The organism is Thioclava nitratireducens (assembly GCF_001940525.2).
Lineage (GTDB): Bacteria > Pseudomonadota > Alphaproteobacteria > Rhodobacterales > Rhodobacteraceae > Thioclava > Thioclava nitratireducens.
In genome coordinates, this window is the sequence record NZ_CP019437.1 from 2844932 (window position 1) to 2864943 (window position 20012).

Genomic DNA, 20012 nt, shown 5'->3' on the forward strand with positions numbered 1-20012 from the left:
CGCCTCCTCAGAGCGGGATGTTATCGTGCTTCTTCCACGGGTTGGACAGCTTCTTCGAGCGCAGCGCCGCGAAGGCGCGGGCCACCCGGCGACGCGTCGAACGCGGCTGGATCACCTCGTCGATGAAACCCTTCTCGGCCGCCACGAACGGGTTCGCGAAACGGTCCTCGTAATCGGCGGTGCGCTTGGCGATCTTCTCCTGGTCACCCAGTTCCGAGCGATAGAGGATTTCGACCGCACCCTTCGCGCCCATCACCGCGATTTCCGCAGTCGGCCAGGCGTAGTTGAAATCGCCGCGCAGGTGCTTGGAGGACATGACGTCATAGGCGCCACCATAGGCTTTGCGGGTGATGACGGTGACCTTCGGCACGGTCGCCTCGCCATAGGCGAACAGCAGCTTCGCACCGTGCTTGATGACGCCGTTATATTCCTGGCTGGTGCCCGGCAGGAAGCCCGGCACGTCGACCAGCGTCAGGATCGGGATTTCGAACGCGTCGCAGAAGCGCACGAAGCGCGCGGCCTTGCGGCTGGAATCGATATCCAGACAGCCCGCCAGCACCATCGGCTGGTTCGCGACCACGCCGACCGTCTGACCTTCCAGACGGATGAAGCCAGTGATGATGTTGCCCGCGAAGTCCTTCTGGATCTCGAAGAAATCGCCCTCATCCGCGATCTTCAGGATCAATTCCTTCATATCATAGGGGGTGTTCGCGTTCGAGGGCACCAGCGTGTCGAGCGACGCCTCGATCCGGTCCACCTCGTCGAAGAAGGGCCGCACGGGCGCCTTCTCGCGGTTCGAGAGCGGCAGGAAGTCGATCAGGCGTCGGGTCTCGAACAGCGCCTCGACGTCGTTCTCGTAGGCGCCATCGGCGACCGAGCTTTTCTTGGTGTGGGTCGCGGCCCCGCCAAGCTCCTCGGCCGTCACCTGCTCGTTCGTAACCGTCTTCACCACGTCGGGGCCGGTGACGAACATGTAAGACGTATCCTTCACCATGAAGATGAAGTCCGTCATCGCGGGCGAATAGACCGCACCGCCGGCGCAGGGCCCCATGATGAGGCTGATCTGCGGCACGACGCCCGAGGCCATGATGTTGCGCTGGAACACGTCCGCATAGCCTGCAAGCGACGCCACGCCTTCCTGAATCCGCGCCCCGCCCGAATCGTTGATGCCGATCACCGGCGCGCCGTTCTGGACCGCCATATCCATGATCTTGCAGATCTTCTCGGCGTGGGTTTCCGACAGCGAGCCACCGAAGACGGTGAAATCCTGGCTGAACACATAGACCATGCGCCCGTTCACGGTACCCCAGCCGGTGACGACGCCGTCGCCATAGGGCTTGCTCTCTTCCATCCCGAAATCGGTGCAGCGATGGGTCTTGAACATGTCGAACTCTTCGAAAGAGCCCTCGTCGAGCAGCAATTCGATCCGCTCGCGCGCGGTCAGCTTGCCCTTCTTGTGCTGCGCCTCGATGCGTTTCTCGCCGCCACCAAGGCGGGCTTCGTCGCGCCGATGCTCCAGCTCCTTCAGGATGTCTCTCATGAGGGTCCTCCGCATAATTTCTCGGCACCCTATTCCGAAGGCAACAATCTTACAAAGGGGATTCGAGAAAATTTGCAAATTATTGGCAAGCATGCGATAGCGAATTGCATAACTGCGAAGCACGCTACCGATCGCAGACCATCCGCGATTGATCCAATGACGCCGGCTCAGAACCGGCAAAATTTGACGCAGGGTTTTTGCAAAGCTAAAAATCTCTTTGCAAAAAGGAGGGGCAGATGGCGACTCAGAAACTCTATGCCGGCGTGAAACTGCGCGAAACCCGCACGCGGCTCGGCCTGACCCAGAAAGCCTTCGCCGAGCGGCTCGGCGTGTCGCTGCCCTATCTCAACCAGATGGAGAACAACCACCGCCCGGTCTCGGCGCAGGTCGTGCTGGCGCTGGCGAGCGAATTCGGCCTCGACGTGACCGAGCTCTCGGCGGGCGATGCGGAGCGGCTGGTCTCGGACATGCGCGAGGCACTGGCCGACCCGATCTTCTCCGATGGCGCGCCGCCCTTGGCCGATCTGCGGCTCGCGGCCTCCAACGCCCCTGCACTCGCCCGGTCCTTCCTCGAACTGCACCGCGCCTACCGCCAGACCCATGAACGCCTCGCCTCGCTCGACGAAGCCCTGGGCCGCGAGGGCGCACAGACGGTGGTCTCCCCCTGGGAAGAGGTCCGCGACTTCTTTCACTATTGCGACAATTACATCGACGCCGTCGATCGTGCCGCCGAACGATTTTCCTGTCGTGATGGCAAGCGGTTGGAGCCCATTCCTCATGCGATCGATACCCTCGCGAAACGCGGTCTCGACGTGCAGTTCTCCGACATTTCGCAACTGCGCGAGCGCGACGGCAACCGGCTTCTGATCAACGCCCATGCGGGCCGCCCGACGCAGGCCTTCCAATTGCTGCACCAAGTGGCGTTGCTGACCCAGAACGACTTGCTGGATGCGACGCTCGACCTCGCGCGCTTCCAATCCGACACGGCCCGGGCGATCGCCAAGATCGGGCTCGCCAACTACTTCGCGGGCGCGGCGCTGCTGCCCTACCGCCCCTTCCTCGAAGCGGCGCAGGACACCCGCCACGATCTGGAGCGACTCTGCGACATCTTCACCGCCTCGATCGAGCAGGTCGCCCACCGTCTCTCGACCCTACAGCGCCCCGGCGCGAAGGGTATTCCCTTCTTCTTCGTCCGCGTCGATCAAGCCGGCACCATCACCAAGCGCCACTCTGCCACGCGACTACAATTCGCCCGATTCGGTGGCGCCTGCCCGCTCTGGAATGTCCACCAAGCCTTTGAAACTCCAACTAAATTCCTGCGCCAACTCGCAGAGACCCCCGATGGCGTTCGCTATCTCTGCCTCGCGCGCGACGTCTCGAAATCGGGCGGCAGCTTCACCGCGCCAGTCCGCCGCTACGCGATCTGTCTGGGCTGCGAGGTGAGCCACGCGAAGGGGCTCGTCTATGCCGACGATATGGAGCTTGGCAATCCCAAGGCCTACCAGCCGATCGGGATCTCTTGTCGAATCTGCGAGCGTAAGGATTGCCACCAGCGCTCGGTTCCGCCGCTGGAACGCCGCCTGCATGTCGACCCCGACCATCGCGGCCTTCTGCCCTACGACATCGCATAGAAAAACGCCCCGGGGCCGAAGCCCCGAGGCGTCCCACCAAAATCACTCGTTACCATACAACTCAGGCGTCGGCGGTACCCAGCATCCGCGCGATCTCATCCTTCACCGCGGCGCGTTGCTTGCGCAGGTCGGTCTCGGCGAGGCTGTCCATCGGCTCCACATTCGTCTCGGCCCGGTGCACGCGATCGTTCAGCGTGTCGTAATCGTCCAACAGCTTTGCAAAATGCGCGTTGGAGATTTTCAACTCGTGGATCCGATCGAGTTTCGTCGGGAATTCGTCTTGCAGCGTGTGCGGCGTATTGGCCATGTCGCTCCCTTTCCTTGCTGTCGGACCGACATTAGGGCACCGCGACTCGCGCCACCTTGATGCGCATCAAGTCAGCCGCCTGCGCGACGCCATCCGGCCGCTTTTGCCGCGGCCTCGGTGCAAAACCATCGCTCGCCCTTGGCGGTATTGATCCGCGTCGCGGCATAAGAGCCCGTGCCCGGCAGATGATAGAGCCGCCCGCGCTTGGAAATATTGCCCTTGATCGCGCAATTACCCGGCGGGGCTTGTACCTTGGTCGCGGCGCGGACCGCTGCTGGGCGCCTTGCTTCGCCCTGCCATATGCCGAGACCCGCGCGGCGCGCGCGCTCCTCCTGCCCGACATAATCGAGCGCGTATCTTCGGTACGCGAAGGCTGCGCCGCGGGCCACCATCTCGGCGTTGAGATCGCGCCCGCCGGCGCGGCAAATAGCGATCAGCCGCCCGTAGCGATCCTGCTCGTGACCCGAGCACCGCACTCCCCGCCCCGCGAGCCGCTGCAGTTCCGCCGTCGCGGCCTGTCCACAAGCCCAGCGCACGCCTTGCGTCGTCTTGCAGCTTTGCTTCGCCTCCGGCGCGTCGATGCCGAACAGCCGCACCCGCGTATTCGCAACCACCAGCGTATCGCCATCGACGACGCGTGGAATGCCCGTGACCGTCGCCGCGAAAACGGGCGAGGCGATGAGAACCAGAAGTGAACAAAGCCTTAACATTCCCTAGATATCGGTGGGACTGATCTCGCACGCAACAGATTTCGTAGCTGAAAGGTAAACCGAAACTTGGGAGCCCCGCATGTCCGACGCGCTCAACCTGATCGGCCGCATCCTGATCGCGCTGCTGTTCCTCGGCGGCGCGGCGCAGAAAGTCAGCGACCCGCGGATGGTGCAGGAAATGATCGGCTGGCTTGGCCTGCCCGGCTGGCTGGTCTGGCCCGTCGCGCTGTTCAACCTGATCGCGGCGCTTGGCCTGATCTTCGGCCCGAAGGTGCGGGCCTGGGCACTCATCCTCGCCGCCTATTGCATCTTCACCAGCTGGTTTCACTGGCAGCTGCGCGCCGACCCGTGGCAGGTGACGATCTTCGTGAAGAACTGGGCGATCGCGGGCGGGCTCTTGATCCTCGCGGCGCAGGGGCCGGGGCGCTATGCCCTCAGCCTCCCGCGCCGCGAAGGCCGCTAACTCAGCGCTGCGCCACCTGCCAGTTCGGCGCCACCCACGGCTCGAGGTTCTCGCGTGCGAGCGGTGCCCGGCCCAGCAGGTGATCGGCCATCTTCTCGCCCACCATGATCGAGGGCGCGTTCAGGTTGCCGTTGGTAATGCGCGGGAAGACAGAGCTGTCGGCGACCCGCAGCCCCTCGACCCCGATCACGCGGCCTTCCGGATCGACGACGGCGCTAGGATCGTCCGCCGCCCCCATCTTCGCAGTGCCACAGGGGTGATAGGCGCTCTCGGCATGTTCGCGGATGAAGGCGTCGATCTGCTCATCCGTCTCCACGTCGGCCCCCGGCTGGATCTCGTGCTTCACATGGGCGGCCATCGGCGCTTGCGCAAAAATTTCCCGGGTCAGCCGCACGCATTTGCGGAATTCGGCCCAGTCGTCGGGATGGCTCATGTAGTTGAACTTGATCTCGGGCTTGGCCTCGGGATCGCCCGAGCGCAGCCGGATATGGCCACGCGACTTCGAACGCATCGGCCCGACATGCGCCTGGAAGCCATGCCCCTCGGCGGCGGCCTTGCCGTCATAGCGCACCGCGATCGGCAGGAAGTGATACTGGATGTCCGGGTAGTCGATCCCGGCCTCCGACCGGATGAAGGCGCAGCTTTCGAACTGGTTCGACGCGCCGAGCCCGCTTTTGGTGAAAAGCCATTGCGCGCCCACACGGGCCTTGCCGTAGAGGTTCCAGTACTTGAACAGCGTGACCGGCTGTTTCGCGGCGAATTGCATATAGATCTCAAGGTGATCCTGCAGGTTGCCGCCCACCCCGGGACGATCCGCCAGCACCTCGATGCCATGCTCGCGCAGATGCTCTGCCGGGCCGACACCCGAGAGCATCAGAAGCTTCGGCGTATTGATCGAACTTGCCGCCAGCACGACCTCGGACGTCGCGCGGACCACCTCGATCTGCCCCTTGCGCTTGATCTCGACGCCGACGGCCTTCTTGCCTTCGAAGACGACGCGCCGCGCCAGACCGCGCACGATCCGCAACTTGCCGGTCTTGAGCGCCGGGCGCAGATAGGCATTGGCCGCCGACCAGCGACGCCCCTTGTAGATCGTGGCCTCCATCGGCCCGAAGCCTTCCTGCTGCCGGCCGTTGTAATCCTCGGTCACCGGATAGCCCGCCGCCGCGCCCGCAGCGACGAAGGCGTCGAACAGGGGGTTGGAGCGCGGCCCGCGGGTCACATGCAGCGGCCCTGAGCGGCCACGCCATTCGGTTTCTTCGCCGCCGTGCCAATGCTCCATCCGCTTGTAATAGGGCAGCACATCGGCGTAGCCCCAGCCGCGCGCGCCGCTTTCTTCCCAATGGTCGAAATCGCGCGCGTGGCCCCGGACATAGACCATGCCGTTAATGCTCGACGAGCCGCCCAGCACCTTGCCGCGCGGGGTCGCCAGACGGCGTCCGCCCAGATGCTCTTCGGGTTCCGACTGAAAGCCCCAGTCGTAGAGCCCCATATTCATCGGATAGCTCAACGCGCCGGGCATCTGGATGAACGGCCCGGCATCCGAGCCGCCATGCTCGATCACGACCACGTCGCGGCCCGCTTCCACGAGCCGGTAAGCCAGCGCCGAGCCACCCGAGCCTGCGCCTACGATCACATATTCTGCCGAAACACTCATATCTTCCCCTTGGCGGAAAATCCCGGGGGGCGCCGGTTCGTGCGCCATCGGTCCGAGGACCAACCGGCGACGGGCAGCGCCCCCAACCTCCCCAAATTCAAATTCAGTACGGGCTCTCGACCGGCCCCATGCCGACATAGACGGATTTGAGCTGCGTATAGTGCTCCACCGCCGCGCGCGAATTCTCGCGCCCGAAGCCCGATTGCTTCACCGCGCCGAAGGGCATTTCCACCGGCGTCAGGTTGTAGGCGTTGATCCAGGTCGTACCCGCCTGCAGCTGGCTCACGACGCGGTGGCCGCGCGCCAGATCGCCGGTGAACACACCCGCGGCGAGGCCGAACTGCGTGTCATTGGCCCGCGCGATCGCCTCTTCCTCGGTCTCGAAATCCAGCACGGACATGACCGGGCCGAAGATTTCTTCCCGCGCGATGGTCATATCGTCGGTGACATCGGCGAAAACGGTGGGCTGCACGAAAAGCGGGCCCTCATTGCCTGCCGAGCCGCCGCAGACCAGTCGCGCGCCTTCGGATTTCGCGCTCTCGACATAGGACATCACCTTGTCGAACTGCGCCTTCGAGATCAGCGGACCGAATTGCGTCGCCTCGTCCAGCGGATCGCCCGCGACAATGGTTTCCGCGCGCTCTTTCAGACGGGCGAGGAATTTCTCCTTGATGCCCTTCTGCACGAAGACTCGCGTCCCGTTCGAGCAGATCTGACCCGAGGAATAGAAATTCCCCAGCATCGCCGCGCCGATTGCGCTTTCGATATCGGCATCATCAAAAACGATCATCGGGGATTTGCCGCCAAGCTCCATCGTGACGTGCTTCATGCCCGCCGATGCCGCCTGATAGACCTTCTGACCCGTCGGGACCGACCCGGTCAGCGAGACTTTCGCGATACGCGGATCGGTCGAGAGCGCCGCCCCTACCGGGCCGAAGCCCTGCACCACGTTGAAGATACCCGCGGGCATCCCGGCTTCGATGAAGATCTCGGCGAGCTTCAGCGCGCCCAGCGGCGTCATCTCGGAAGGTTTGAACACCATCGCGTTGCCGGTCGACAGCGCAGGCGCGGATTTCCAGCAGGCGATCTGGCTGGGATAGTTCCACGCGCCGATCCCTGCGCAGACGCCCAGCGGCTCGCGGATCGTATAGGCGAAATCGCCGCCCAGCGGCATCGTCTCTCCGGTCAGCGTGGGCGCGAGACCCGCGAAATATTCCAGCGCCTCGGCGCCCGAAGGCCAGTCGGCCTCGCGGGTTTCCTGAATGGGCTTGCCGGTGTCGAGCGTTTCCAGCAGCGCCAGTTCCTCACCGCGCTCGCGGATGATCGCGACGGCACGGGTCAGGATACGGCCCCGCTCGACCGGGCGCAGCGCGGCCCAGTCCTTCTGCGCCTCAACCGCCCCCGAAATCGCGGCGTCGATCACCGCAGGGGTCGCCGCATGCAGCTTGGCGATCACCTCGCCGGTGCCGGGATAGGTGACGATCAGCTCGTCGCCGTCCGTATCTTCCATCCAGTCGCCATTGACGAAATGGCTTGCTTTCGGCTGTGCCCTCATTGGTGGACCTCCAATTCCTTTTCCAGATGCGCCAGCACCAGTTCGCAGGCGGCCTCGCGGTCGGGCTCGCCCGCGACAAGCGCCGCGCGGATGTAGACGCCGTCGATCATCGCGCCCAAACCCTCGGCCACGGAGCCCGCGCGGTCGCCGACCAGCGGCCGCAGCCCGTGCATGAGGTTGGAGCGCAGACGGCGCTGATAGATATGCAGCAGGCGCCTCGCTTCGGCGCTCGACTGCGCGAGAACGTAGAAGTTCAGCCACGCGGCGATCGCCTCGTGACGGAACGAGCCCGCCGCGAAAGAGCCCATCACAACTGCGCGAACACGCTCGTGCGGGGAATGCGCCATCGCCATCGCACCGCGCACTTCGGCCCCGTAAATCGAAAGGATCGAGCGCATCGCGGCGAGGAAAATCCGGTCTTTCGACCCGAAATAATGGTGGGCCAGCGCCGAGGACATGCCCGCGCGCCGGGCGATCTGCGCGACCGTCACGTCGAGCGACCCCGCCTCGCCCACTGTCTCAATAGTCGCTTTGACCAAGGCTGCGCGCCGTATAGGCTCTGCTCCAAGCTTCGGCATGTGATCGGCCTCCTTCCGGGTGGCTTGCTTGCATGTCGAGCTAGAACATGTTTATTGACTCGTCAATCAACAACCGCATCCCGCGGTTTTTCTTAACGCTGCACAGGGAGAAAAAGCATGAAACTTCGTTCCACGCTCCTCGCACTGGGGGCCGCGCTCTCGTTCGGACTGGCAGGCACCGCGCCCGCTCAGGCCGCCGATTGCTCGAAAGTGACCTTCTCCGATGTTGGCTGGACCGACATCACCTCGACCACCGCGGTCGCGACCACCATCCTCGAAGCGCTCGGCTACGAGACCGACACCAAGGTTCTCTCGGTTCCGGTGACCTACGAGGCGCTGTCGAAAGGCGACGTCGACGTGTTCCTGGGCAACTGGATGCCCTCGATGGCCGCCAACGTCGATCCCTACACCAAGGACGGCACCGTCGAGACGCTCGGCACCAACCTGACCGGCGCGAAATACACGCTGGCGACCAACCCCGCTGGCGCCAAGCTCGGCATCAAGGACTTCTCCGACATCGCCAAGCACGCCGACGAGCTGGACAACCAGATCTACGGCATCGAGCCGGGCAATGACGGCAACGCGCTGATCCTCGACATGATCGACAAGGACGCGTTCGGCCTGAAGAACTTCGACCTGAAGGAAAGCTCCGAGCAGGGCATGCTCGCGCAGGTCGCGCGTGCCGACAAAGCCGACAAGCCGATCATCTTCCTCGCGTGGGAACCCCACCCGATGAACTCCAACTTCGACATCACCTACCTGTCGGGCGGCGATGACTTCTTCGGCCCCGATTACGGCGGTGCGACGGTCATGACCAACGTCCGCGCGGGCTATGTCGACGAGTGCCCGAACCCGGGCAAGTTCGTCTCCAACCTGAAGTTCACCCTCGCGATGGAAAACGAGATCATGGGCAAGATCCTCGACGATGGCGAGGATCCCAAGGCGGCCGCGAAGGAATGGCTCAAGGCCAACCCGGACAGCTGGAAGCCCTGGCTCGACGGTGTGACCACGAAGGACGGCGGCGACGCGCAGGCAGCGGTCGAGAAAGCGCTGAACTCGTGAGCCTTCGGGCGCAATATTCGCGCGGGCGGCAGGGCATGGCCCTCCGCCCCCGCTTCCCCTCGGTCCGCGCCCTCACCGGCGCGGCCCTTCTCTTCGCGGGGATGTTGAGCGCGCCCGTGACCCCGGCGCGCGCCGCCGATTGCCCGGAAGCCGAGGCCCTGCACGCGGCGGGCGTCACGCTCACCCGCAACGCCCCGAAAATGGCGCAGGCCTATCGCTACGAAAACGGCACGCTGACCTCCTACCGGGTCGACGATCCCGAGCTCGGCCGCCCGCCCAAGCGCGAGCGCTACGACCATCCGCTGGCGGTGAGCCTGCAAGAAATGGACGGGCGCAGTTTCGCGCTCATTTATGACGAGGACCCCGCGCGGCTCGATCGACTGCCGCAGCTGGGCAACTGGCGCACTCCGGTGACGCTGAAAGTCGACGGCGAGACCAAGGATCGCGGCACCATCTCCTACGCCTATCGCGGCCCCGGCTCGGTGCTGATCGGCGCGTGCCGCTACGATGTCTGGCAGGTCGTCGAACGGATCGCGATGGGCAAGCTGCGCACCGCCTTCCTCAAGGAATTTTCCCCCAAGGCCGGGCTGGTCCTGCGCGTGACCAAGCTCGACCCCGAAACCGGCAAGGCGCAATCGCAAGTCGCCTTCGACCGCATCGAAACGCGCCAGAAATAACAACTCGCAAGGACAGTTATGAACTGGTTGACCGAAACCAAAATCCCCGTGGGCAAGACGGCCAAGATCGTGATCGACTGGCTGCAGGACCATGCAGCGCCGCTCTTCGACGCCCTCTCCGTCGCGCTGAAAGCGCTGATCGACGCAACGCTCTGGGTGCTGCAAGGCCCCCCTCCCCTTCTCGTGATCCTCGCCTTCGCGGTGATCGCCTACCTGCTGCAGCGCAGCTGGAAGATTTCCCTGCTGGTGATCGTGGGCTTCCTGTTCATCCTCAATCAGGACTACTGGGAAGAGACGACCGAGAGCCTCACCCTCGTGATCGCCGCCTGCGTGGTCTGCATGGGGATCGGGGTGCCGATCGGCATCGCCGCCGCCCATCGCCCACGGCTGTATTCAGTGCTGCAACCGGTCTTGGACCTGATGCAGACGCTGCCGGCCTTCGTCTACCTGATCCCGGCCATCGTCTTTTTCGGCATCGGCATGGTGCCCGGCCTGATCGCGACCGTGATCTTCGTGCTGCCCGCCCCGATCCGCCTGACCCATTTGGGCGTTTCCTCAACGCCGGACACGCTGACCGAGGCCGCCCAATCCTTCGGCGCAACCAAGAGCCAGCTTCTGTGGAAAGTCGAGCTGCCCTACGCCACGCCGCAGATCATGGCGGGTCTGAACCAGACGATCATGCTCTCACTGTCGATGGTCGTGGTGGCCGCGCTCGTCGGCGCTGACGGGCTTGGCGTGCCGGTCGTGCGCGCACTGAACACCGTGAACACGGCACTCGGCTTCGAATCCGGCTTCGTGATCGTCGTCGTCGCCATCATCCTTGACCGCATGCTGCGCCGCGGAGGTTCGAAATGACCCAGACCAAAGCCAAAACCGCCGTCAAATTCGACAATGTCTCCATCGTCTTCGGCGATCGCCCGCAAGAGGCCCTGCCCTTGATGGACGAAGGGCTCTCGCGCCCCGAGATCCAGGAGCGCACCGATCAGGTGCTTGGCGTGCATGACTGCTCGGTCGAGGTGCCCGAAGGCGAGATTCTCGTGCTGATGGGCCTCTCGGGCTCCGGCAAATCGACGCTGTTGCGCGCGGTGAACGGGCTCAACCCGGTCGTGCGCGGTCAGGTCGAGGTGCATGACGGCGAGCGTCTTGTCGATGTCACCCACGCCGATCCCGCGACTTTACGCAAAATGCGCCTCAACAAGATCGCGATGGTCTTCCAGCAATTTGGCCTGCTGCCCTGGCGTACCGTGCGCGAGAATGTAGGCCTCGGCCTCGAACTCGCCGGCATGAGCAAGGCGGAACGCCGCAAGAAGGTCGACACCCAGCTCGAACTGGTGGGTCTGTCGGATTGGGCCGACCGTCAGGTGGCAGAGCTTTCGGGCGGCATGCAGCAGCGCGTGGGCCTCGCCCGGGCGTTCGCCACCGACGCGCCGATCCTGCTGATGGACGAGCCCTTCTCGGCGCTCGACCCGCTGATCCGCACCAAGCTGCAGGACGAGTTGCTGGAGCTGCAGACCAAGCTCAAGCGTACGATCATCTTCGTCAGCCACGACCTCGACGAGGCGTTCAAGATCGGCAACCGGATCGCGCTGATGGAAGGCGGGCGGATCGTGCAATGCGGCACGGCACGCGACATCATCGCCAAACCGGCGAACGGCTATGTGGCCGATTTCGTGGCCCATATGAACCCGCTCGGCGTGCTGACCGCCGAGGATATCGCCGATCCCGTCGGCACGCCGACCGGCGATGCCACGGGTGAACCGATGCCCGCCGACGCCCCCGTGCGCGACGTGATGGAGCGGCTGCGCCACGAGCCCGCCGTCCCGCTCACCGATGGCCGCGTCGTGACCCGCGAAGGCGTCATCACGCGGCTCATCGACCCCCAGCGCAGCGCCGAGGCGAGCTGAGGGACGCTTCGCGGAGGATATTTTGACCAAGCCGAAACCAAGGCGCGCGCGCCCCTTCGGCTTGGCTCAAATATCCCCGCCGGAGGCATCCGACATTTGCAGAAAAGTGCGGCGCTGTCAGATCTTGGTGGCCGGCGGAGGCGGCGTCACCCGGCGTTTGAGCTGCGCCTCGCGGATGGTCATGTAGCTCACCGCGCCGATGATGATCGCACCGCCCAGGATCACGTAAGGGTCCGGACGCTCGCCGAAAATCGTCCAGCCCGCAATCGCCGCCCAGACCAGTTGCAGGAAGATCACCGGCTGCGTCACCGTCACAGGCGCCGCGGCGAAGGCCCGCGTCATGCAGTAATGCCCGCCGGTGGCGAACACCGCGACCGCGCCCAGCCAGAGCGTCTCGGACAGCGTGATCGGCTCCCATTTCCAGATCGCCACCGGAGCGAGCGCGACGGTCACTACCAGCGTCATCATCGCCACCACCGTGCCCGCGGGCACGTAATCGGTCAGCCGCTTCGCCGCGAGATAGGCGCCGCCAAAGAACAGCGCCGCGCCAAGCTGGGCGATATGGCCGGGCTCGATCGCGCGCATCCCCGGGCGCAGGATGATCAGCGCCCCGATCAGCGCGACGATCACCGCCGTCACGCGCCGCCACGCCAGCCCCTCGCCCAACAGGAGCGCACCGCCCACCGTCACCACGATCGGGTTGAGGTAGTTGATCGCGGTGACATCGGCGATCGGGATATTGCTCATCGCGAAGAACCACAGCCCCACCGCCACCGCATGCAGCGCCCCGCGCACACCGAACAGCGCCCAGACCTGCGGCGGGAAGTTCTGGCGCAGGATGCGGGCCAGTGCCGGCGCGAAGAAGATCAGCCCCCAGGTGAAGCGCACGAAGGCCGATTGCGCGGCGGGCACCTGATCGCCCAGCCAGTGGACGATGATATTCACCATGACGAAACAGGCCGTGGTGGCGAGCATCCACAGGATGCCGATCAGCGGTTTGTTAGGTTTGTCTTGCGCGGTCATGGCTCTCTTGGACGCTGGATCGGCACCGCGCGCAAGGGGCGGTTTTGTGTCGGTTATAATCCGCCCGCGGCGAGCTTCCAGGCGATCGAACCCATCAGCAGCCCAATCAGCGCATCGAGCACGCGCCAGGCGCGCTCCTTGGCGAAAAGCGGCGCCAGCAGCCGCGCGCCATAGGCCAGCGCGAAGAAGAACACGAAGGAGGCCACGATCGCGCCGGTGGCGAAGCTGATCCGCGCGCCTGCGAACTGCGCCGAGACCGCGCCCAGAAGCACCACCGTATCGAGCCAGACATGGGGGTTCGCCCATGTGAAAGCGGCCACCGTCACGAGGACCGCGCGCAAGGACGGCGCGCTGCCCGCGCTCGGGTCGAGATGCTCGCCGCCCCGGATCGCCGCCAAAGCGGAACGGATCGCATACCAGCTAAGAAAGGCGACACCGCCCCAGCGCAGCGCCTCGGCCAACCATGGCAGTGCGGTGGACGCGGCGGCGAAGCCCGACACGCCAATGGCGATCAGCACCGCATCGGAAAGCGCGCAGAACAGCGCCACCGCGAAGACATGCTCGCGCCGCAGCCCCTGACGCAGCACGAAAGCGTTCTGCGCGCCGATCGCCACGATCAGCCCGAGCCCCAGTTTCAGCCCTGCCCAGAATGCCGCCAATTCCATCCGCCTCACCCCCAGTCTGCTCGGAGACGCTTCTCAGTGCCGGGGCGCGCGTATAAGTTCAACTTAATTAAACTAACTCTGTATAAGTAAAACTTATGTTCGACTATGCCGCGCTGGATGCGCTCGCCACCGTGATCGAGACCGGAAGCTTCGAGGCCGCGAGCGCACGGCTCGGGGTGTCCCAATCGGCCGTCTCGCAACGCGTCCGCCAGTTGGAGGAACGCATGGGCGCCGTTCTGGTGATCCGCGCCACGCCCTGCCGCGCGACCGAGGATGGGGCGCGGCTGATCGCCCATCTGCGCGAGGTGGCGCTTCTGGAAACCGAGCTGGCGCCCTCCGAGACCCCGCCGGTTCTGCGTATCGCCGTCAATGCCGACAGTCTCGCGACATGGGTGCTGCCCGGGCTGGCCGAGGTGGAGGGCGTGCGTTTCGATCTGGTGATCGACGATCAGGACCATTCGGCGGGGCTGTTGCGACGGGGCGAGGTCGTGGGGGCGATCACCGCCGACGCGGGGCCGATCGCGGGCTGCGACGGCGTGAGCCTCGGGCGGCTGCGCTATATCGCGACGGCGAGTCCGGACTTCGTCGCGCGGTATTTTCCGAACCGGATCGACCGGCACAGTTTGCGCGCGGCCCCCGCCCTGCAGTTCAACGCGAAGGATCGCTTGCAGGATCGCTGGGCCTCGATGATCGCGGGCATGCCGATGGGGTTGCGGGCGCATCGTATCGGCTCGACCGAAGGCTTCGTAGAGGCCTGTCTGCGCGGCATGGGCTGGGGGCTGAACCCCGAGGCGCTGGTGCAGGCGCATCTGGAAAGCGGCGCGCTGGAACGGCTGGGCCCGGCGCCGATCGACGTGCCGCTCTACTGGCAAAGCGCAAGGCGGCTGAAAGCCCCGCTCGCGCCGCTGACCAAAGCGTTGCGGAAGGCGGCGAAGGTGGTGTTGCTGTAAGGGGGCGGGAACAGGGCGTCGCGCGCGACTTGTTCCGGTCTGAGCGGCTCCCCGGGCTGAGCGCGCATTGCCCGCGGCCTGCGCGTCGCGCATAGTGACGCATGTCCCGCAGGCCCGTCAGGAGGAGAGACACCCATGGAGCTACCCGATTTCATTCAGGCCTTCCCCGCCCTCGATCTGCCGTTTCCCGAAGATCAGGTGCGCAGCCACGCGGTCCGCTCGGAGGCGGGGCTGGTGGTGTTTCTGCACTTCCTCACCGATTTCGACCTTCCGGCCCATTCCCACAAGGGCCAGTGGGGCACCGTGATCGAAGGCGAGGCGGAGCTGACCATCGCAGGCGAGACCCGGGTCTATCGCCCCGGCGAGACCTACAACATCCCTTCGGGCGCGGAACATTCCGCGCGGCTCAAGGCCGGAACGAAAGTGATCGACGTCTTCGAAGAGGCCGATCGCTATCCGTTGAAGCGCTGAAGGAACGCGCTCAGACCCGGATTACCGAGACGCTCTGGTTGATCAGCGTAGCGGGCGCCTGCGATTCCATAAAGGCCACGTCATAGGCGTCGCGCCCCACCGCGACCAGCGCCATGTTCTCGGCCCCGCACATGCCTGTCGCATCGACCATATGCCACGCGCCATCGAGCCAGACCTCGGCCACGGCATGGAAATCCTGCGGCCTCACGTCCGGCCCGTAGGATGAAGCCATCCGCGCCGGGATCTGCGCCGCACGCACCATCGCGCAGAACAGATGCGCGTAGTCGCGGCAAACCCCTGCCCGGCCCGCGAAAGTCTCGAGCACATTGGTGTCGCTGTCCGACGCGCCGGGCACGTAGGAGAGGTTCTTCTCGATCCAGTCGCGGATCGCGGCCACTTTCGCGCCGCCCTGCAGATCGCCGAAGCGCTTGCCCACGAAGGAGACGAACTTGTCGGACTGCACGTAGCGCGAGGGGCGGATATAGGGGGCGGCCTCGGCGGGCAGTTCGTGCAGCTGCGCGGCTCGCATCTGGCTGAGGTCGATCGCCGGGCGCGTGATGTCGATCAGCGCCTGATAATGCAGCGTCATCTGTGTGCCGACCCGGGCCCAGATCCGCTCGCCCACGCCGCAATCGCCCGCTATCCGGTCGACGGTCGCATCACCGAGATTCATCGACGCGCTGACGATCTCCTGCCCCGGAGCATGCGCCGCTTCGAGCACCAGCGCGACCGTATTGGGCTGCGGGAACTGGTATTGCATCTGCACGTCGACGGAAATGCGCATGGCGGCTCCTTCTCTCGGGTTTCAGGTGGTGTCACTGGGATGGAGCGCGCCGCGTAACAGAGACACGTCGATGGGAAAAGGGGGGCGGAGAGTGTTTGGTTCCGGCGCAGGATGCGCCCGCAGCGAATTGCCTGTCGCAAGGGACGTATCGTGGCCGGAGCGACCGTCCGCCCTGCTCCGGATAAAATTAACGGCGGCCGCGCCGGGAAGGCACAGCCGCCGTTGAAGTCACGCCAGGTGCGTGCCGACTTACGCGTCGATCTTGACGAGTTCCACGTCGAAGGTCAGCGCCTTGCCGGCGAGCGGGTGGTTCGCGTCGAGGACGAGTTCCTTCTCGTTCGCCTCGGCGACGGTCACGTTCACGGTCTGGCCGTCCTGGGTCTGAACCTGAAGCTGAGTGCCCGGCTCGGTCGGGATGTCGTCGGGAATGTTCGCGCGGTCGACGGCCTGCATGCGCTCGGGGTGGTGCTCGCCATAGGCTTCTTCGGGCTCGACACGCACGGTGCGCTTTTCGCCCTCTTCCATGCCGGTCACGCCCTTGTCGAGGCCGGGAATGATCTGCCCCGAGCCGAGCGTGAAGGAGAGCGGCTCGCGGCCTTGCGAGCTGTCGAAGACGGAGCCGTCATCGAGCTTGCCGGTGTAATGCAGATGCAGGGTGTCGCCAGCCTTTGCCTGGGTCATGGTAATATCCTTTCGCGGGCAGATGAATTTGCCGAGGCCGCGGGGGTTCGCGGGTGCTCGGAGCGTCACGCGACAACGTGGGGGTTATGGCCCGGAATGTAAACCGGGGCACGGGAAAAGGCGCAATTTCACGCGTTTTTCATGCAAAAAGCGCCCCGGAGGGCGCTTTTTCCTATTTTTTCGGCGAAACGCGTTACAGCTGCGCTGCAACATCTTCGGGCACGTCGAAATTGGCGGTGACGGATTGCACGTCGTCATCGTCTTCGAGCGTGTCGATCAGCTTCATCAGCTTCTGGGCGGTCTCCAGATCGACCTCGGTGCGGTTCTGGGGCTTCCAGATCAACTTGGCCTCCTCGGCCTCGCCCAGCTCCTTCTCCAGCGCGTCGGAGACATCCGAGAGGTCTTCCATCGCGCAGTAGATCCAGTGGCCTTCCTCGTCGCTCTCGACGTCTTCGGCGCCCGCCTCGATCGCGGCCATCAGCACGGTCTCGGCATCGCCCACGGACGCGGGATAGATGATCTCGCCCATACGGTCGAACATGAAGGACACCGAACCGGTGGTGCCCAGATTGCCGCCGTTCTTGGTGAAGGTGGAGCGCACGTTCGACGCGGTGCGGTTGAGGTTGTCGGTCATCGCCTCGACGATCACCGCGATGCCCTCGGGGCCGTAGCCCTCGTAGCGGATTTCGGTATAGTCATCGCCGTCGCCCGCCTGCGATTTTTTGATCGCGCGGTCGATCACGTCTTTCGGCATCGACTGGGATTTGGCCGCTTTCACGGCGAGGCGCAGGCGCGGGTTCTTCTCGGGATCGGGGTCGCCCATTTTCGCGGCAACCGTGATCTCTTTCGAGAGCTTGGAAAACATCTTCGAGCGCGCCGCATCCTGCTTGCCCTTGCGGTGCTGGATGTTGGCCCATTTTGAGTGGCCTGCCATGGGTATCTCCGTTCGGAATAGTCGCGAAATCGACCCCGTATAGTGCGCAACGGGGGGATGATTCAAGATCGATGGATGCGGGCCGGCTCCGTGCCCGCCGGGGCGAGGTTACTGCGGCAGCTGGATCTGGCCCTCGCCGCGGGCATGCGGCGGCACGTCACGAGGCGTCTTGAAGTGCCAGCGCCGACCGGCCGCGTCTTTCAGCGTCACCTCGGCATAGGGCTGGAACAGGTCCCCCACCCCGCTGCCCGCGAGATAGCTCGGCTCGAAGCGGGTCACTTGGTAGCGCATCGGATAGGGGCAATCCACAAGGTCGCCGGTATACTGGCCCGAGATATTGGCGTGGCAGTTGGTTCCGTCATTGAACGACACCTGCATCACCGTGCCCCGGAAGCTGATCTTGTCCGGCCAGGACGGTGCGCGGGTCCCCGGCCCCGGCACGCATGCGGCGAGCGCGAGCGGCGCGAGAAGCGACAGGGCGGCGAGACGAGCGGCAAAGCGCATGGGGGAACCTCCTCAGAAGGGCCAGATCAGCGGGATCAGCAGGCAGGCGGTCACCCCGGTCACGATATCCATCGGGATGCCGACGCGCAGGAAATCGGTGAACTTATAGCCACCGGGGCCATAGATCATCATATGGGTCTGATATCCTATCGGGGTCGCGAAAGCCACCGAGGCGGAGAACATCACAGCCACGGCGAAGGGCCGCGGATCGAGCCCGAGAGCGGCGGCCAGCGAGATCGCGATCGGGGTGTAGATCACTGCCACGGCGTTGTTCGACAGCAGCTCTGTCATGAAAAGGCCGAGGAAATAGACCACGAACAGCGCAAGCTGCGGCGGCAGCATCTTCAGCAAGGGCGCCACGCCCGAGACGATCAGTTCGACTGCGCCGGAATGCTCGAGCCCTGCGCCGACCACGAGCATCGCGAAGATCAGTGCGAGCAGGCGGCCCTCGATGAAGGTGAAGGCCTCGTCGGTATCGATGCAGCGGCTGACAAGGATGCCTGCCACCGCCACCATCGCGAGCGCGAGGATTGGGGCCACGCCAAGCGCCGCGAAGATTACCACCGCACTCAAAGCACCCATCGCGAGCGGCAGATGCGAGCGGCGATAGGCGCGCGCCTGCGGTTTCGACACGTCCACAAGGTCCATATCAGAGGCCAGACGCGCGATATCCTCGGGCGCGCCTTCAAGCAGCAGCGTATCGCCCACCACCACGATCAGATCGTCGAGCTGACGGCCGATATTCTGGTTCCGGCGGTGCGCGGCCAGCGTGTAGACGCCATAGCGGCGGCGCAGGCGCATGTCGCCCAGACGCTGCCCGATCATCCGGCAGCCGGGCGAGATCAGCACTTCCACCGTCTCGGTCTGCACAGAGGACAGCTTGTCGACCATACGAAGGTCGCGGTTCTTCTGCATCCCGAGCAGTTCTTCCATCTCCGAGCGCAGCACGACGCGGTCGCCCGCCATCAGCTCGACCGAGGCCAGATCTCGGCGCAGCGAGGCATCGCCGCGCAGCACGTCGATCACCCGCACGCCCTCGCGCTTGAAAGTGTCGGCCTCCTGCACTTTCTCGCCGATCAAGCCGCTCTCCTCCGGAATCGCGACCTCGGTGAAATATTTCATCTTCGGCCGATCGCCGAGCATGAAGGACAGCGATTGCCGCTCGGGGATCAGTTTCGGCGCGAAGATCATCAGGAACGCCCCGCCGACGAGGCAGATCGCGAAGCCCAACGGCGCGATCTCGAAGATGGTGAAGGGCTCCATGCCGCGGCCGCGCACGACGCCGTCGACGAGGATGTTGGTCGAGGTACCGATCAGGGTGATCATGCCCCCCATCACCGTGACGTAGCTCAGTGGCATCAGCAGGCGCGACGGCGAGAGGTTCAGCTTGCGCGCGACCTGAATGAAGACCGGGATCATCACCGCAACGACCGGCGTGTTGTTCATCACCGCGCTGGCGAACATGGTGATCGCGAACATCAGAAGCACGGTGAGCTTCGGGTTCTGGTCGATCCGCGATTCCGCGTAGCGCGTCATCGCGTCGAGCGCGCCGGTGCGCACCAAGGCTCCCACAATCAGGAACATGAAGGCGATGGTCCACGGCGCCGGGTTCGACAGGATGGCTGCCGCGTTCTCGTAGGGGACGAAGCCGAAGATCAGCATCAGCGCCGCGCCCGCGATCGCGGTGACCTCTGGCGGCCAAGTCTCGCGGACGAACATCGCGAACATCCAGCCCACGACGAGAAGGGCCGCGACTGCCGTCTCGGTGCCGGTGAAGGGCAGTTGGATCATGTCAGGCTCTCGCGAAGGCGCATCGGGCCGATACTATCGACACGCGATGCACGAGCAAGCGCGCTCTGCCCGCAGCAAAGGAAATTTGCACGCAACGGCATGAGGTTCGGGCAAATCGGGACGCG

At 64.8% G+C, this 20012-nt stretch carries 21 protein-coding genes; 8 read left to right on the forward strand and 13 right to left on the reverse strand.

Going from position 1 to position 20012, the window contains the following annotated elements; translation table 11 throughout:
• Positions 1 to 7 precede the first annotated feature (7 nt).
• Positions 8 to 1540, reverse strand: coding sequence for an acyl-CoA carboxylase subunit beta (locus BMG03_RS13520; protein WP_075775532.1), 1533 nt, complete (start codon positions 1538 to 1540; stop codon positions 8 to 10).
• Between the two features lie 236 nt (positions 1541 to 1776).
• Here BMG03_RS13520 and BMG03_RS13525 point away from each other — a divergent pair, with 236 nt between their 5' ends.
• Entirely contained in the window at positions 1777 to 3171 is a 1395-nt protein-coding gene (locus tag BMG03_RS13525) for a helix-turn-helix domain-containing protein (protein WP_075775533.1), read from the forward strand.
• 61 nt (positions 3172 to 3232) lie between these two features.
• Here the strand turns inward: BMG03_RS13525 and BMG03_RS13530 are convergent, their stop codons facing one another.
• Together BMG03_RS13530 and BMG03_RS13535 are read right to left on the reverse strand one after the other, a co-directional pair.
• Positions 3233 to 3478 carry an HP1242/YdcH family protein gene (locus BMG03_RS13530; RefSeq protein WP_075775534.1) on the reverse strand — a complete coding sequence of 82 codons (246 nt, stop codon included), beginning with the start codon at positions 3476 to 3478 and terminating at the stop codon, positions 3233 to 3235.
• Between the two features lie 71 nt (positions 3479 to 3549).
• Positions 3550 to 4188, reverse strand: coding sequence for a thermonuclease family protein (locus BMG03_RS13535; RefSeq protein ID WP_075775535.1), 639 nt, complete (start codon positions 4186 to 4188; stop codon positions 3550 to 3552).
• 79 nt (positions 4189 to 4267) lie between these two features.
• Here BMG03_RS13535 and BMG03_RS13540 point away from each other — a divergent pair, with 79 nt between their 5' ends.
• Positions 4268 to 4651, forward strand: coding sequence for a DoxX family protein (locus BMG03_RS13540; RefSeq protein WP_075775536.1), 384 nt, complete (start codon positions 4268 to 4270; stop codon positions 4649 to 4651).
• Position 4652: 1 nt separating this feature from the next.
• Here the strand turns inward: BMG03_RS13540 and betA are convergent, their stop codons facing one another.
• The 3 genes from betA to betI form a co-directional block, all read right to left on the reverse strand.
• Positions 4653 to 6308: a choline dehydrogenase gene (gene betA / locus BMG03_RS13545; protein ID WP_075775537.1), complete on the reverse strand. Its 1656-nt coding sequence runs from the start codon at positions 6306 to 6308 to the stop codon at positions 4653 to 4655.
• Positions 6309 to 6411: 103 nt separating this feature from the next.
• Positions 6412 to 7863 carry a betaine-aldehyde dehydrogenase gene (betB, locus tag BMG03_RS13550; RefSeq protein WP_075775538.1) on the reverse strand — a complete coding sequence of 484 codons (1452 nt, stop codon included), beginning with the start codon at positions 7861 to 7863 and terminating at the stop codon, positions 6412 to 6414.
• The gene (betI, locus tag BMG03_RS13555) at positions 7860 to 8441 is read right to left on the reverse strand and encodes a choline-binding transcriptional repressor BetI (protein ID WP_075775539.1); all 582 of its coding nucleotides are present in this window, start codon (positions 8439 to 8441) and stop codon (positions 7860 to 7862) included. Before betI ends, betB begins: the two co-directional genes overlap by 4 nt.
• Positions 8442 to 8558: 117 nt before the next feature.
• Between betI and BMG03_RS13560 the strand changes: the two genes are divergently transcribed.
• Genes BMG03_RS13560 through choV form a run of 4 tightly spaced genes read left to right on the forward strand, consistent with a single transcriptional unit; the run spans position 8559 to position 12084 of the window.
• Positions 8559 to 9503 (forward strand): choline ABC transporter substrate-binding protein, encoded by a 945-nt coding sequence (locus tag BMG03_RS13560; RefSeq protein WP_075775540.1) that lies wholly within the window; start codon positions 8559 to 8561, stop codon positions 9501 to 9503.
• A 35-nt stretch (positions 9504 to 9538) separates the two neighbouring features.
• A complete protein-coding gene (locus BMG03_RS13565; protein WP_157771595.1) occupies positions 9539 to 10180 on the forward strand; it encodes a hypothetical protein in 642 nt (213 codons plus the stop codon).
• An 18-nt stretch (positions 10181 to 10198) separates the two neighbouring features.
• Complete coding sequence (choW, locus tag BMG03_RS13570) at positions 10199 to 11035, forward strand: choline ABC transporter permease subunit (RefSeq protein ID WP_075775542.1); 837 nt, start codon at positions 10199 to 10201, stop codon at positions 11033 to 11035.
• Positions 11032 to 12084: a choline ABC transporter ATP-binding protein gene (choV, locus tag BMG03_RS13575; protein ID WP_075775543.1), complete on the forward strand. Its 1053-nt coding sequence runs from the start codon at positions 11032 to 11034 to the stop codon at positions 12082 to 12084. Before choW ends, choV begins: the two co-directional genes overlap by 4 nt.
• A gap of 117 nt (positions 12085 to 12201) precedes the next feature.
• Here choV and BMG03_RS13580 read toward each other — a convergent pair whose 3' ends face one another.
• Positions 12202 to 13107 carry a DMT family transporter gene (locus tag BMG03_RS13580; RefSeq protein ID WP_075775544.1) on the reverse strand — a complete coding sequence of 302 codons (906 nt, stop codon included), beginning with the start codon at positions 13105 to 13107 and terminating at the stop codon, positions 12202 to 12204.
• Positions 13108 to 13160: 53 nt separating this feature from the next.
• A complete protein-coding gene (locus BMG03_RS13585) occupies positions 13161 to 13772 on the reverse strand; it encodes a LysE/ArgO family amino acid transporter (RefSeq protein ID WP_208858024.1) in 612 nt (203 codons plus the stop codon).
• Between the two features lie 95 nt (positions 13773 to 13867).
• Here BMG03_RS13585 and BMG03_RS13590 point away from each other — a divergent pair, with 95 nt between their 5' ends.
• Positions 13868 to 14722 carry a LysR family transcriptional regulator ArgP gene (locus tag BMG03_RS13590; protein ID WP_075775545.1) on the forward strand — a complete coding sequence of 285 codons (855 nt, stop codon included), beginning with the start codon at positions 13868 to 13870 and terminating at the stop codon, positions 14720 to 14722.
• Positions 14723 to 14857: 135 nt separating this feature from the next.
• The gene (locus BMG03_RS13595; protein WP_075775546.1) at positions 14858 to 15193 is read left to right on the forward strand and encodes a cupin domain-containing protein; all 336 of its coding nucleotides are present in this window, start codon (positions 14858 to 14860) and stop codon (positions 15191 to 15193) included.
• A 10-nt stretch (positions 15194 to 15203) separates the two neighbouring features.
• Here the strand turns inward: BMG03_RS13595 and BMG03_RS13600 are convergent, their stop codons facing one another.
• The 5 genes from BMG03_RS13600 to BMG03_RS13620 all read right to left on the reverse strand — a co-directional run bounded on the left by BMG03_RS13600 (position 15204) and on the right by BMG03_RS13620 (position 19887).
• Positions 15204 to 15977, reverse strand: a complete 774-nt coding sequence (locus BMG03_RS13600; RefSeq protein ID WP_075775547.1) for a transglutaminase-like domain-containing protein — start codon at positions 15975 to 15977, stop codon at positions 15204 to 15206.
• Between the two features lie 249 nt (positions 15978 to 16226).
• Complete coding sequence (locus BMG03_RS13605; protein WP_075775548.1) at positions 16227 to 16658, reverse strand: FKBP-type peptidyl-prolyl cis-trans isomerase; 432 nt, start codon at positions 16656 to 16658, stop codon at positions 16227 to 16229.
• Positions 16659 to 16851: 193 nt separating this feature from the next.
• On the reverse strand, positions 16852 to 17592 hold the full coding sequence (locus tag BMG03_RS13610; RefSeq protein ID WP_075775549.1) for a YebC/PmpR family DNA-binding transcriptional regulator: 741 nt from the start codon (positions 17590 to 17592) through the stop codon (positions 16852 to 16854).
• A gap of 108 nt (positions 17593 to 17700) precedes the next feature.
• Entirely contained in the window at positions 17701 to 18096 is a 396-nt protein-coding gene (locus BMG03_RS13615) for a hypothetical protein (protein ID WP_075775550.1), read from the reverse strand.
• Between the two features lie 12 nt (positions 18097 to 18108).
• Positions 18109 to 19887 carry an SLC13 family permease gene (locus tag BMG03_RS13620; protein ID WP_075775551.1) on the reverse strand — a complete coding sequence of 593 codons (1779 nt, stop codon included), beginning with the start codon at positions 19885 to 19887 and terminating at the stop codon, positions 18109 to 18111.
• Between the last annotated feature and the right edge of the window lie 125 nt (positions 19888 to 20012).